Here is a 13,798-nt window from a genome sequence, read left to right as displayed (position 1 = left end):
TCATAAGCTTGACCACAGGTCAGGTTAAAGACCCTCTAGGACAAGGTCGGGAAAATGGGCTTCCACTGTAGGATGATTCACAACATCAACAAGGTCGAGCTCCAATACCGCTGCAATCCGTTCGCTCGCCTGTACACCAAATGGCGCACTGTATTTGCGGTCATAGATCCATTCATTCATCGTCCGCACTACCTGCAGTCCCTTCTCCCGGCCCAATAATACGAAATTCTGCACAAGACAAGCTACGGCGGCAAAATCCTCATTCTGCTTATTAAGATCGCTATCTTCAGGCATCACTATGACAAGATAAGCAGCGGCCTTACCCTGCCTTGGCATAAGTTCTCTATATCCTTCCTCGGCAAAAATAAAACGCCATGGCTCACGGAGCCCATCATTAGGCGCCCAGACCGCATGGTTCAGCAGCTCCAGTACAAGTTCCTGCGGAACAGGCTGTCGCGTAGTTGCTTGTTCCTGGACAAGATCCTTATCCTGCGCTGTCGTCCATTTTTTCTCCGCAGATGTACGTGCCCGCCCTCTTGGCGACTTGTCAAAATATCCGATATGGAAAATCCCCACGAACTTCTCCTGCTCGGTGATACCAATCCCCTTAAAGAACGCATCGGTCTGGATCATCGGCTCAGTATCCCAGACCATGCCAAGTCCACGCTCCCAGGCCAAGAGTTGGAAGTTCTGCAGGACCGCGCAAGCTTCTGCATAAATAGATTCACTTTTACTACGCTGCGGGTCCTTATCGCATATCACGATCAGATGGGCAGGGATGTCGGTGAACTTCTTTTTATACATCTCCACCAGTTTACCGGGAATGAGCCTCCCTAGTCGGCTCTGCGTCACTTGTTCCGTCAAATAACCAGCCAGACGCTGCCTTGCTTCCATTGAGCCTGCATACAGATAGCGCCCAGGTAATGATTCGTTACCTACAGAACCACTCAGCGCTACCGCCGAGTTCAATAATTCAGCCACTAGTTGCTTCGATACGGGGGTATGATTATACTTTCGAACACTTCTTCGTCCTCTGATTAATGCTTCCAGCTCCATAATCCTCCACCTCACCGTTGGATGATGTTATTTGCGTAATCATTCATTCTTCTCTGGAAACAATGCCGAACCTGAATCCATCGCTTTTTCACACTTCATTGCTGAAAACAATTTGCGGAGAACTGCGAATATTGTTTACCAGTGAACAATATATCATTAATGATAATGATTATCAATATCATATTCTAATACAACAACACAACAAGAAACCTTCTCTCACCCGGGTGGGTAAAAGAAGGCTTAAACGCGTCACTTTCGACAGCACGGTAGCTATATTTTCAGCTCCCCAAGCTTAATCAGCTCGACAACCGCTTGCGAACGGCCTTTTACGTTTAATTTTTGCATGACATTAGAGATGTGGTTTCTCACGGTTTTTTCGCTGATAAACAACAGGCCAGCGATGTCGCGCGTAGTTTTGTCCTGAACAAGAAGTTCAAAAACTTCGCGCTCGCGATGCGTTAAAAGAAATTTGCTGTGATGTTCGTTCCCTTTCAATGGTGTCACCCCTCCTTGCTCGGGTTTGTTTGGTATAACAAGGTAAAGGGATACAGTCAAACCATACTATGTATGGGAGATGTTAATGGTGACGTAGCCGCTCTAAAATAGGCGATAGCGGATACAGCAAAAAAACTTGCTGCATGACATGCACGCATGCAATACACAAACGGCGAAATAAAAGACCGCCAAATCGGAATTTGCTTCCGGTTCGTGCGGCCCTGCGTGACCATCTTTATTTATAGTGAATCAATTTCATAATGCGGATTTCAATCCGAATAGATGCAATATCTAGTTATACCAAAACCATGTACAACTAGATATCGATGATTAGACGCTCACGTATGGATTTATGAAATTGATTCAGTGTGTATCTATATCTCTGGGAATAAGAAATTAATGAAACATTATCGTCTTGATCCGCGCTTCTTCTTCATAGGTGAGCGGACTTGGTGATTGTGGGTTGTGCATATGGAGACGGGTTGTAAACTCGATACTCTGGTAATCTTCTTGCCCCGAAGGCATCCCCGGCTGCCAAAATTCAAACACCCATTTTGTAAGCTCCTTCAGTCCTGTCAGCATATCCATCATCCTCCTTAGGCGATGAAATCAACGATACTTCGTATTTTTGTTTACGCTTTCATTATAGCATAGAATGGTGTTTAAAAGTATGATGTCCACTGGATAGACACAAAAAATATTGATAAAATCCTTTGATAATAAGGATTTGTTTATCAACGGAAGATGTATGTCTCCCTGTCAGAGACACACGTTAAACTGCCGGGAATAAAGCCTAGGAATAGCCTCATGAACTCAAATGATTGGATGATCTACTACAATAATCTGGTCGTAAATGGCTCCATACTTTGCAGTAGTTCGCCAAAATAATCTCATCAAAACAACCAGTGCAGAAGCTTGAAGCTCGCACGTGGGAGTTAACGGACCGTATCGTCGTTATTTGCACATCAAACCGTCCCAGGAACATGAAGTGGACTCAGGGGGCGTTATTTCCTCCCAGACAGCGGATTTTGAACAGGATTTCTGCTCATCTCCAATGTCATGCAAAAACTAAACATAAACGGCCAATTGCAAGCGGTTGTCGAGTTGATTAAGCTTGGGGGCTGAAAATATAGCTACCGTGCTGTCAAAAATGACGCGTCTAAGCCTCCTTTCACCCACCCGGGTGAGAGGAGGCTTTTTGTAGTGTTTTACACGAAGTCTAAACATTAACCTTACCGGTTCGTCACGCCCTTGCGGTCACGCCGATTTAGTCCGGTAATCTGTTGCAACCTCAGTGTAAAATATGAAATGCATATCAGAGCAAGCCTTTTATTTCGAGGGAGACAAAATCATGTGGTAGAATAAGATCACAACAATCCACTTCAGGAGGCTTTCTTGCGGATGGCCAATATTAAAGAAATCGCCCGAATTTCCGGAGTGTCCGTAACCACCGTCTCACGTGTGCTTAACAATCATCCCTATGTCAGTGAGGACAAACGGAATGCAGTCTTGAATACCATAGAACAGTTGAATTATCGCCGGAATATGAACGCTGTGCATCTGATTACCGGACGCACCAAATCAGTCGCGGTAATCATGCCGCTGATCCGCATCTATTATTTCTCCATCATTATGGAAGGTTTGGCCCAGGAAGCGCTGCTGGCGCAATATAGGCTCGTGCTGTGCCAGACCAACTACCGTCCTGAAGAAGAGCTTAAGGTGCTGGAGATGCTGCGCAACAAGGAAATCGATGGTGTGGTTATTGTATCCACCTCCCTGAAACCAGAAGTAATCGAGGAATATACTAAATATGGCCCTATCGTCACTTGTCAGAATAGCGGGGAACGCCGCTTCTCCTCGGTCTATATCGAGCATTACGCCGCCTTCCGCCACGGCCTGCAATACTTGGCCGATAAAGGCTACCGTACTATTGGCTACTGTGACGGGAGAAAACATGGCTCCTCCTCCTCCATCCGTCAGTCCGCTTTCCGGGACTTTCATCAGGAGACCGGTCTTCCGCTGCATGAAGAATGGATGATATTTGATTGCCTGAACGAAGAGCATGGCGCAGCATTGCTGCATCGTCTAATCGCGATGGAAGAACGGCCGGAATCCATCATCGTCTCCGGAGATCATGTCGCAACCGCCCTGATGATAGAAGCTGCAAAACAGGGCATTCGAATTCCTGAGGACCTCGCAGTGATCGGCTTTGATAACCAGCCCATCGGCAAGTTAATGGGATTGACTACTATTGATAACAAATTGTTCGAGATGGGCGCGGCTGCTTTTCAGACGATCCATGGGCAGATTCATGGGGATGGCGGAAGCCAGCCCATCCACCGCAAGCTGGATTATGAACTTATAGAGCGCTCCTCCGTGTGAAGTAGTAATAATTAGCACAGTACGGGGTTAAATCCAGAAATTCCTCTGTTCAAAATAATAGGCGGGCACCTACTGGTGTCCGCCTTATTTATGCTGTAATGCAAAACAATGAGAAATATCACATTTTATATTGACAGTCCAAGTACACAGACTTATGATGGTTCCAGTATTATTGATAACGATTATCATTCACGCATATATATAAAAGGGGTGTCTCATTTGAAATTCAGTTATGCTGTGCCCGCAGGCCTGCTTGCGGCCTCTATTCTGTTCACCGGCTGTGCAAGTAATAATAGCAATGGAAACACGGCCAAATCAGCAAATGGAACGGGTGGCAACGCCGCAACCGCTGCTCCTGCAGCGACTACGGGCGCTTCCAATACGTCTGCGACGGCAGACTTTACATCGGCCATCGAGCAATATCGTACGTTTGTCATCGAACAGTGTGATCTGTTCGTTAAAGGCACCGAGGAGTTCACCAACGCCGTGAAAGCTGGCCAGATTGAAGAGGCCAAGAAGCTCTATGCACCGACACGGATGTATTATGAACGGATTGAGCCGATTGCTGAAGCGCTAGGGGATTTGGATCCACATATTGACGCCCGTGAGAATGATGTTGACCCTGCAGAATGGCGCGGCTTCCATAAGCTGGAGAAGGCCCTTTGGGAGGATAAAACAACAGCAGGATTCGAGGAGACCGCAGACCAACTGCTGAAGGATGCCCAACTGCTACGAGCCAAAGTAGAGACTGTAGAGATTGATGCCAATCTGCTTGTTACAGGTGCCGTTGAACTATTGAACGAAGTCTCTTCCTCTAAGGTGACCGGTGAGGAAGAACGTTACTCCCATACTGACCTGTACGATTTTGTCGCCAATGTAGAGGGTGCACAGAAAATATATGAACTGCTCAAACCGGAGCTCGCCAAAAAAGATGCGTCGCTTGAGCAAACGATCGGTGAACGCTTTGCAGCGCTGCATGCAGAGCTGGAACCATTCAAATCCGGTGACGGTTATGTCTCTTATCTGGAACTGAAGGAAGATGAAGTTCGCAAATTAAGCCAAAACCTCGATGCGCTCGCAGAGCCACTATCTAATATGGGGACCATCCTGGGAGTGTGATCATCATGAACAAACATAACAAGGAGCAATCCACCCCAACAACAAATTCAGAGCCTGGCCAGAAACTGCTGGATACAAAAGTAAGCCGCCGCGATATGCTGCGGCTTACTGGCGCCACCGGGCTAGGCCTGCTGCTAGGCGGCGGTGCCATGGGGAGTCTGCTTTCGGCAGGAGAGAAAACTGCCAAAGCCCCCGCCACTCCTGTGCAGAGCGATTCCACTATCCCTTTCTATGCCAACCACCAGGCTGGCATTCTTACACCTGCACAAAACTTCCTGTACTTCGCAGCCTTCGATCTGACGACGACCAAACTCTCCGACGTGAAAAAGCTGCTGCAGGAATGGACCATCGCTGCGGCTGATCTAACCACAGGACGCTTGGTCGGCAATACCAATGACAACCCCAATTTGCCGCCTTCCGATACAGGCGAGGCTGACGGTTTGACCCCTTCCCGCTGCACGCTTACCTTTGGCGTGGGACCGTCCTTCTTCGACGAGCGCTTCGGGCTGGCCGGCCAGCGGCCTTCTACGCTGACCGATCTCCCCCCTTTCGTGGGCGACAATCTTGATCCCGCGTGGTGCGGCGGTGATCTCTGCGTGCAAGCCTGCGCGGATGACTTGCAGGTGGCGTTCCACGCCATCCGCAATCTGGCGCGGGTTGCCCGCGGGACTGCCGTGCTGCGCTGGACCCAAGAAGGGTTCCAGCGGACAAGCGAGGCCGATCCCAAGAATGGAACACCGCGCAATCTGCTCGGCTTCAAGGACGGCACGGGGAATCCCGATGTAACCGATGAAGCCGAGATGAACAAGGTCGTCTGGCTGGGCAGCGGCGATGGCCCAGCCTGGATGAACGGTGGCACCTATATGGCGGTTCGCCGGGTCCGGTTCCGCATCGAAGTATGGGACCGCTCATCCTTGAGCGACCAGGAAGCGACCTTCGGACGGCACCGCCATAGCGGTGCTCCCCTTGGTGCCCGGGACGAATTTGACAAGCTGGATCTGAAGGCAGCGGATGCATCAGGCAAGCCGCTGATTCCAGCCAATTCCCATTCTGCCCTGGCACATGGCGATGGCACAGTCAAAATGCTGCGCCGCTCCTACTCCTATTCCGGCGGACTGAACGCCAAGACCGGCCAGCTTGATGCCGGCCTGTTATTCATCAGCTTCCAGCGGGATCTCGTCAAACAGTTCGTGACGATTCAACAACGCCTGTCACGCAATGATCGCCTGAATGAATACATGGTCCATATCGGCAGCGCGGTCTTCGCCTGCTTCCCTGGCGTCCGCGAAGGCGGCTTTATCGGAGACACGCTGCTCGGCTGAGCGAATGGCTTGAAGTTGTGGCGAAGCTACGAACCCCCGACTACACGAGCCACATTCGGGATAGTTCCATTAAAATAAGCACACTTCATTTGCAGAAATATTTGAGTCTATATCAAATGCCTTATTTGCCTTCTATTTATATGCCTTCTTACTTGAAAGGGGATTATCCCGATGTTCTCTCTTGTTCTTCATCCATGGCGGGCGCTTAAGGCAACCGCCATGTTGGCCTTGATCTGTGTGCTGCTGACCCTCCCGGCAGCAACAGGCTTCGCGGCGGAAGGCAGCGCCCGGCACGATGAGCTGCTGCCGCCCGTCGGCAGCGCGCTCGTCGAAGCCGGGCAGAGCCGCTGGAGCGACGCCGCCGCCGATGTGGAGACGTTCGCGGCGCTGTGGCGCACCGCGAACGCAGGCACGCCGGACGAAGCCCTCGCCGGTCCGGCAGCCGCTGTAGACGCCGCGCTGGCCGAAGCGGCGTCCACGCTTAAGGCGGGCGGCGGTGAGCCCGCCAAGAGCGCACTGTCCACGCTCGCCAGAGCCGTGGACGCGTATGTGACCGCCGCGAGTGATAGCGGCGGTGACTCCGCTGCCGCCGGGCGAAGCGCGGCGGAGAAGCTGCTGCCCGCGGCGAAAGCTGCGCGGGATGCGGCGCAGAGCGCCGACTGGGCCGCCGCGGAGAAGGCCTACAGCGCTATAACAAGCGGCTGGAAGCCGGTAGAACGCTCTATCCGCAAGGACAATCCCGCCGTCTACGGCATGCTGGAGACGAAGATGAGCATGCTGCGAATCGCGCTGCAGGCAGAGCCTCGGCGGGAAGAATCAGCCCGCAGCGAAGCCAAGGCACTGTACCAGTTGCTCGCTGATTACATCCAGGGCAAAGCCATTGCGGCACCGAACAGCACCGGCGAAGATATCTCTATTGAAGGGCTGATTGCCTATCTCAAACAGGCCTCGGCCGCAGCTACCGATGGAGACAGTGCCAAGGCCGCAGAGGTCATGGAGCAGTTCATTACCGTCTGGCCAATGGCCGAGGGTCAGGTGCGGATTGCTTCACCTAAGGTCTACACCAGTATCGAAAATGAAAGTGCAGCTGTAACGGGATATTTGCTCTCCAACCCGCCGAAGCTGGAACGGGCACTGAGCACTCTGGAACAGATGACGGCCGAGTTGACTCCGCTGGCGGGAGAAGCCCACTACACAGCCTGGGACGCCGCGCTTATTCTGCTTCGTGAAGGGCTGGAGGCTATTCTCGTGCTATCCGCTCTGCTCGCTTATGTGAAGCGGGGCAATCAACCTGGTGCCCAAAAGTGGATCTGGTCCGGAGCCGCTGCCGGTCTTGCCGGAAGTGCTGTCATGGCCGTGCTGCTCTCCTATGTCATTTCCAAAGCGGCTGCCGGGAGCACCCGCGAAATGATCGAGGGCGTAACCGGGCTTGTAGCTGTGGTCATGATGCTGACCATTGGACGATGGCTGCACAGTAAATCGAATACGGCCTCCTGGAATAACTATGTAGGTAGACAGGTAGATGGCGCGCTGGCCAAGGGCAATCTATGGTCCCTGTTCTTTGTCTCGTTGCTGGCTATTCTGCGAGAGGGCGCGGAGACCACGATCTTTTATGTCGGGATGGCCCCTGCAATCAAAACCTCTTCACTGCTGATCGGAATCGGAAGCGCACTGCTAATCCTGATCATTTTGGGTTATTCCATCATTGCCCTGAGTGCGAAACTGCCGATCGGAGCCTTTTTCAAAACAGCTACCGTGCTTATCTATTATCTGGTGTTCCGTTTTCTTGGCGAAAGCATTCATTCTCTTCAGGTGGCCGGAAAGATCCCCTCGCATGTGCTGGAAGGCTTTCCTTCCATTCAATGGCTGGGCTTGTACCCGACTTGGGAGACACTGCTGCCCCAGTTGATCGTGCTGCTGTTTATTCTGTGGGAAATGCTGCGTCGCAGACCTGACAAAACCTCGTCTCATACCGCAGCCTAACCGACTGAACACAGCTTAATTTATAGTCATCAACCCGTATCGCCAATGTTGCGAGCGGGTTTTTGTTATTTCCACACTTTATTCATAAAGATACTCTTGCAACGCTAATCGATTTGTTTTATCCTAAACATGAAAATAATTTTCTATATATATTAACTAATTGTAAAAATAATTTTAAAACCATGATTTACGAATGGAGGTGGGCCATGTCCCCAATTCTTCATGCCCTGGAGCATGAGATGACCAAGCTGTCGCAAATGGAACGCAAGCTCGCAGAGCGGATTCTTGCTTCTCCCTCCGAGATTGTCCATATGGGCATTACGGAACTGGCTGAACAATGTGGTGTTAGCCCCGCGACAGTTACCCGTTTCTGCAAGGTATTTCATTTCAAGGGCTTTCCGGACTTTAAAGTAAACCTGGCAGCGGAGATTGCCGGCAGCGACCAAGGCCAGCAGGAAGGCGGCTCTTCCTATCAGGATATTGTCGCTGGCAACCCGCTCTCCACCATTGTTGAAGCGATGCAGAGTAATCATCTAGCTTCAATCCGTGATACCACTTCGTTGCTTAATATAGAGCGACTGGAGGCGGCTGTAGAGCTGCTGTGCCGCGCCCGCCGTGTTGATCTGTACGGGATGGCTACTTCCTCCATCGTGGCGCAAGACTTCTATCAGAAGCTCATTCGCATCGGTGTGAACTGCACAGCCTTCGCAGACTCCCATATGCAGATTACTTCTGCCTCTTCGCTCGGCAAAGGCGATGTGGCCTTTGCGGTCTCCTACTCCGGGGAAACTCCAGAAACGATTGACGCCTTGAGCTGCGCCGGAGCGGGTGGAGCCAGCACTATTGCCTTGACTTCTTATGGCAGCAGCACACTGGCTACACTGGCCGATATCCCGCTCTTCTCCTCCTCGCTGGAGAAGGGAATGCGGCGGGGCGATATGGCTTCACGCATTGCACAACTGCATATCATTGATATTTTGTTTACCGGAATGGTCAGTACGCGATTTACAGATTATATTCCCAAGCTGGAGCAATCTTATGTGAATGTCCAACATTACCGTCATAATCGAGGAGGTCAATCCTAATGAATATTTTAAAGTTTCAAAGTGAAGAGGATTTCGTACAAACCGGTGCCAACCTGATTGCAAGTCTGCTGCAAAGTAACCCTAAAGCCGTGCTCGGCTTGGCTACCGGAAGCTCGCCAGTAGGTGTATACGCCCGCCTTGTAGACATGCACAATAAGGGTCTGGTCAGCTTCGCCAAGGCATCCTCTTATAATCTTGACGAATATGTAGGTTTGCCTACGGACCACCCGCAGAGCTATCGCAGCTTTATGAACGAGCATTTATTCAATCACATTGACATTGATCTCTCCCGGACACATGTACCGGATGGCAATGCTTCGGATCTCAGCGCAGAATGTGCCGCCTATGACCGGATGCTGGAAGAGAATGGCCCGGTGGACCTGCAAATTCTCGGCATTGGGAGTAACGGCCACATCGGCTTCAACGAACCGGATGCCAACCTGAGCAGCGGCACCCATGTGGTGGACCTGCTGGAAGGTACACGGGAAGCTAATGCCCGCTTCTTCGACAAGCTGGAGGATGTGCCCCGTCAGGCGGTAACGATGGGAATCGGCGGTATCCTGAAAGCCAAGCAGATCGTCCTCCTGGTCCGTGGCGAGGAAAAAGCCGAGGCGATCCGCAATGCGATTGAAGGCCCGATCACCACGCAATGCCCGGCCTCCTTGCTGCAAAGTCACCCGAACGTAGTCGTGCTGCTGGATGAAGGTGCAGGAAAATGGCTGAAATAACGATACCACAAGGCGAATTATTGTATGGAAAAGTGCTGACTCCGGACGGTCTGATTCCACAAGGCGTTCTCGCGATCTCTGGTGAACGAATTCTCTACGCTGGTGAAGCTCGTGAGTTGCCGGTATCCTATGCCAACTGGAGTGCAAGTCAGCATGACGATGGTTTGTTCCTTCCCGGCTTTGTCGATGTTCACGTTCATGGCGGAGCAGGATATGATTTTATGTACAGTGATAAAGCCTCCATTGACGCCATTACGAAGTTCCACAGTACCCAGGGAACAACGACTATGCTGGCTACCACAATGACGGCCGCCAAAGCTGATATCGACCGTGTTCTGGAAGAAGTACATGTCTACCGTTCCAAGGAAATGCCTTATGCGCAGTTGGCGGGAGTGCATCTGGAAGGCCCGTTTATTAGCCACAAATGGCCGGGTGCCCAGAATCCGGAGCATATTGTTCCGGCAAATATTGGCTGGCTCGAAGAATGGGAAAATACTTATCCTGGAATGATCCGTCAGGTCACACTGGCACCAGAGCGCGAAGGTGCGCTTGAAGCCATCCGCTGGCTCCGCAAACATGAGATCACAGCCGCTCTCGGTCATACCGACGCAACCTATGAAGAAGTCATCGCTGCCGCGGACGCCGGCTTGAATCAGGCCGTGCATACGTTCAATGCAATGACGCCGCTTCATCATCGTAAGCCGGGAACGGTGGGAGCGGTATTATCCGACAAGCGTATACGCGGAGAGATCATTGCCGACGGGATTCATGTTCATCCCGCTATGGTGGCCCTGCTGTCTCAGCTGAAGAGTGACGGCAATCTCTTGCTGATCACAGATGCCATGTCGGCGACTGGTCTCAGTGATGGAGAATATAAAATCGGGGATTTGCCAGTTACCGTTCAAGATGGCATCGCCACTCTCCGTGATAACCCCGGTGCTCTAGCCGGAAGCACGCTCACAATGATTCGCGGCTTTCAATTTCTGATTCAGCAAGCCGGAATCAGTCTGGAAGAAGCCTCCCGTGCAGCCAGTCTTACCCCGGCGGTATCGCTGGGCCTCGAACAGAAAATCGGTTCGCTTGAAGCCGGTAAGCAGGCGGATATCCTGCTGATCGACGACAAGCTTCAATTGCAAGAAGTATGGATTCGCGGCCGCAAGCAGCAGCGGTAAAGTTAAATAACAAAAAGCAGCAGTCCTACGCTTCGGCGGACAGGGCTGCTGCTTTTTTTATGCCGATCAGGTTAGAAATTACGATTAATCCGGGAATTCTCCAGACATACTAACCAGAGTTAGTAACTGCGGGTCGGGAAAATGCGCTCTACCATTGTACGAAACTCATCCGCAAAACCCTTCAGCGGGTGTCCGGCGCGCGCTTCTTCAGCGTATACGTTAAAGCGCTCCACGAAATCCGGATTGGCAGATACATATACGTTATCAACATTCGGCGAGGTCTTTTTGACCTCGGCAGCAATTTTATCCTTGATCGCCTGAGTCACATTATCTGTTTCAAGCTTTGTGTTTCTGGCAGGTGTTGTTGTATTAGTTGTGCCAAGACTGGTTATTCCACGGTTATTGTAAGACCCTGTACCCGTGCTTCTCGTTCCATAACTATGGTTCGGATATACACCTGCACCTGTCCCACCAACGCCAGCCATGTTGCGTCCTGTGCCAAGTGCACCGTTACCGGTACCTGTTATTCCACGACCCGGGTGATAAGTGCCTTTTGCACCCAGTCCAGGACTGTAGGCACTCCCACCCAGACCTGTGCTGCTGGAACCATACATTCCACCGTCAGTATTGACATGGGTTCTGCCATTCGTTATTCCATTCCCCAATCCATGTGGTGTGGATGAAGAGCGCGTTCCGTAATGGCCTGTGCTGCTGGAACCGTAGATGCCACCATCAGTATAGCCATGGGTTCTACCATTCGTTATTCCATTCCCCAGTCCATGTGTTGTGGAGCGTGTCCCGTAATGCCCTGTTCCCAAAGCATTCGGATGGGTAGTCGAACGGTTGAGGGTTACAGCGACATACGCTGACTTGCCAGCAAGCATAACATTGGCGGAACGGACTTCAGGCAGAGAGGCCACACGGTCAGCCAGCTTCTGACTCATTTCCATTTTGTCAAAATTACGGATTTGGTTCCCTCCACGCACCGAATTCACAGTAAGTCGTCCATCATGTACTCCCCGGACACTTTTCGTATGAACCGTGTTTCCTGCCGTGTTGTTGGCACCACACCCGGTAAGGCTGACCATACCGAGCAGCAATGCGGCGGAAACGGACATGCTGATTTTGGATCGCAACATGAATTCATCCTCCATCTCTAAATGTAATGGGTGTCCAATGTAACAATCGTTAGGATGGCTTGAATTCGGTCAAGCTATGCTGAAAGGATTTGGCACTACAGGCTTTCACCGTCACCTGCCAAGGAACAGCCGCGTATCTTATAAACAGTAGCTTATGTTTTCGAGAAGGGTCCGGCGTTACCGTTGCAAAATAGTCAGGAGGGGTGAGCGTTGAAGGTTTTATTTACGTTTTATGTACCCAGCGGAGGGGTCGAAACGCTGAACAAGCTGAGATGCGAGAGCTTGCAGCGGAGCGGGATTGAATGCCATCTGCTGTATCTCATGCCGGGTTCCGGCGGGGATAACGGAGCAGCCTTTCCGACATTTATCGGTTCCACGGATGAAGAAATCGCCAATGTTATCAGATCCAATTATTATGATGCCATTATCGTCACTTCAGACTTTTCCCTCTTGGAACGGCTCCGCATGCTCGGTTATAGAGGCATCCTCATCTATGAGGCACAGGGATTGGGAAAACGTAAGGAAGCAGAGGAAATGATTCGAGTCGCTGTTCCTTATTTACAGTCCTTCTGCAATGCGATTCTGATTCCACCCACAGATCATTTGATGGAGCTATTCATGCAAATTTGTCCATGGATGAAACGTTTTGTCATATCTAACCTGGTCGATGTGAACACCTTCAGGCATATTCCGAATGATCCACCGATCGATCCGGTTATTGCCTGGGTCGGTCGGCTGGAGAGCAATAAGAATTGGCGCGAATATCTGGAGATCGCCTATCGCCTCCGGAGCCACAAGCCGAATCTGCACCTCTGGATGTTCCATGATCCCACCCTGGCCGGAGCGGGAGAACAAGAAAAATTTGACGTAATGCTTCAGCTGCTGGGATTGCAAGACCGGCTTAACGTATTTACCAACATCCCAAACGGGATCATGCCGGTGTACTATTCCTCCATTGTCAATTCAGGGGGCTTCCTCTTGTCCACATCGGTTACCGAAGGCTTCGGTTATGCCGTTGCTGAAGCCGTCTGCTGTACTTGCCCTGTGCTCAGTACGGATTCGGATGGTGTCCGTTCTTTTATCGTGCATAACCAGACCGGGAAGTTCTACCCACTGGGTGATGTCGACACCGCGGTCACCGAAGCGCTTGAGCTAATGGATAATAAGAAGCTGCGAAGCCGCATCCGCAAGCAGGGCAGAGACCATATGGTCGCCAGCTTCGGTTCAGGACAATACAGCCAGTCCTTTCGCGAGATGCTGAACTCCTTCTCCATTTATTAATCCTTGGAGGTGGCGCGAATCACCTATGTCCACTTA

At 51.3% G+C, this 13,798-nt stretch carries 12 protein-coding genes and 1 pseudogene; 9 read left to right on the top strand and 4 right to left on the bottom strand.

Annotated features, from left to right (window positions below; translation table 11 throughout):
• Window positions 1-24: 24 nt before the first annotated feature.
• From AC3Y23_RS15510 to AC3Y23_RS15500, 3 genes are all read right to left on the bottom strand, one after another.
• Window positions 25-1,056: a nitroreductase family protein gene (locus AC3Y23_RS15510; protein WP_379200398.1), complete on the bottom strand. Its 1,032-nt coding sequence runs from the start codon at window positions 1,054-1,056 to the stop codon at window positions 25-27.
• A gap of 270 nt (window positions 1,057-1,326) precedes the next feature.
• The gene (locus AC3Y23_RS15505; RefSeq protein WP_019908812.1) at window positions 1,327-1,551 is read right to left on the bottom strand and encodes a helix-turn-helix domain-containing protein; all 225 of its coding nucleotides are present in this window, start codon (window positions 1,549-1,551) and stop codon (window positions 1,327-1,329) included.
• Window positions 1,552-1,947: 396 nt separating this feature from the next.
• Window positions 1,948-2,133: a hypothetical protein gene (locus tag AC3Y23_RS15500; RefSeq protein ID WP_379200396.1), complete on the bottom strand. Its 186-nt coding sequence runs from the start codon at window positions 2,131-2,133 to the stop codon at window positions 1,948-1,950.
• Window positions 2,134-2,598: 465 nt separating this feature from the next.
• Between AC3Y23_RS15500 and AC3Y23_RS15495 the strand changes: the two are divergent.
• From AC3Y23_RS15495 to nagA, 8 genes and pseudogenes are all read left to right on the top strand, one after another.
• Window positions 2,599-2,676: pseudogene (locus tag AC3Y23_RS15495) on the top strand (helix-turn-helix domain-containing protein); the annotation flags it as partial.
• Between the two features lie 276 nt (window positions 2,677-2,952).
• A complete protein-coding gene (locus tag AC3Y23_RS15490; RefSeq protein WP_379200394.1) occupies window positions 2,953-3,933 on the top strand; it encodes a LacI family DNA-binding transcriptional regulator in 981 nt (326 codons plus the stop codon).
• 219 nt (window positions 3,934-4,152) lie between these two features.
• Window positions 4,153-5,052 (top strand): iron uptake system protein EfeO, encoded by a 900-nt coding sequence (gene efeO, locus AC3Y23_RS15485; RefSeq protein ID WP_379200392.1) that lies wholly within the window; start codon window positions 4,153-4,155, stop codon window positions 5,050-5,052.
• Between the two features lie 5 nt (window positions 5,053-5,057).
• On the top strand, window positions 5,058-6,374 hold the full coding sequence (efeB, locus tag AC3Y23_RS15480; RefSeq protein ID WP_379200390.1) for an iron uptake transporter deferrochelatase/peroxidase subunit: 1,317 nt from the start codon (window positions 5,058-5,060) through the stop codon (window positions 6,372-6,374).
• A 171-nt stretch (window positions 6,375-6,545) separates the two neighbouring features.
• Complete coding sequence (locus tag AC3Y23_RS15475; RefSeq protein WP_379200388.1) at window positions 6,546-8,357, top strand: FTR1 family iron permease; 1,812 nt, start codon at window positions 6,546-6,548, stop codon at window positions 8,355-8,357.
• Window positions 8,358-8,563: 206 nt separating this feature from the next.
• On the top strand, window positions 8,564-9,442 hold the full coding sequence (locus tag AC3Y23_RS15470; protein WP_379200386.1) for a MurR/RpiR family transcriptional regulator: 879 nt from the start codon (window positions 8,564-8,566) through the stop codon (window positions 9,440-9,442).
• A complete protein-coding gene (gene nagB, locus AC3Y23_RS15465; RefSeq protein ID WP_379200384.1) occupies window positions 9,442-10,170 on the top strand; it encodes a glucosamine-6-phosphate deaminase in 729 nt (242 codons plus the stop codon). The genes AC3Y23_RS15470 and nagB overlap by 1 nt, the downstream gene beginning before the upstream one ends.
• Window positions 10,158-11,342: an N-acetylglucosamine-6-phosphate deacetylase gene (gene nagA, locus AC3Y23_RS15460; protein WP_379200382.1), complete on the top strand. Its 1,185-nt coding sequence runs from the start codon at window positions 10,158-10,160 to the stop codon at window positions 11,340-11,342. Before nagB ends, nagA begins: the two co-directional genes overlap by 13 nt.
• Window positions 11,343-11,461: 119 nt before the next feature.
• On the opposite strand, the gene AC3Y23_RS15455 is transcribed toward nagA, so the two are convergent.
• The gene (locus AC3Y23_RS15455) at window positions 11,462-12,481 is read right to left on the bottom strand and encodes a YhcN/YlaJ family sporulation lipoprotein (RefSeq protein ID WP_379200380.1); all 1,020 of its coding nucleotides are present in this window, start codon (window positions 12,479-12,481) and stop codon (window positions 11,462-11,464) included.
• Window positions 12,482-12,691: 210 nt separating this feature from the next.
• Here AC3Y23_RS15455 and AC3Y23_RS15450 point away from each other — a divergent pair, with 210 nt between their 5' ends.
• Window positions 12,692-13,762 carry a glycosyltransferase family 4 protein gene (locus AC3Y23_RS15450; RefSeq protein ID WP_379200378.1) on the top strand — a complete coding sequence of 357 codons (1,071 nt, stop codon included), beginning with the start codon at window positions 12,692-12,694 and terminating at the stop codon, window positions 13,760-13,762.
• Window positions 13,763-13,798: the final 36 nt, after the last annotated feature.

The sequence above is a fragment of the Paenibacillus sp. MAHUQ-45 genome (assembly GCF_058133325.1).
This window is presented reverse-complemented; position numbering and strand designations above follow the sequence as displayed.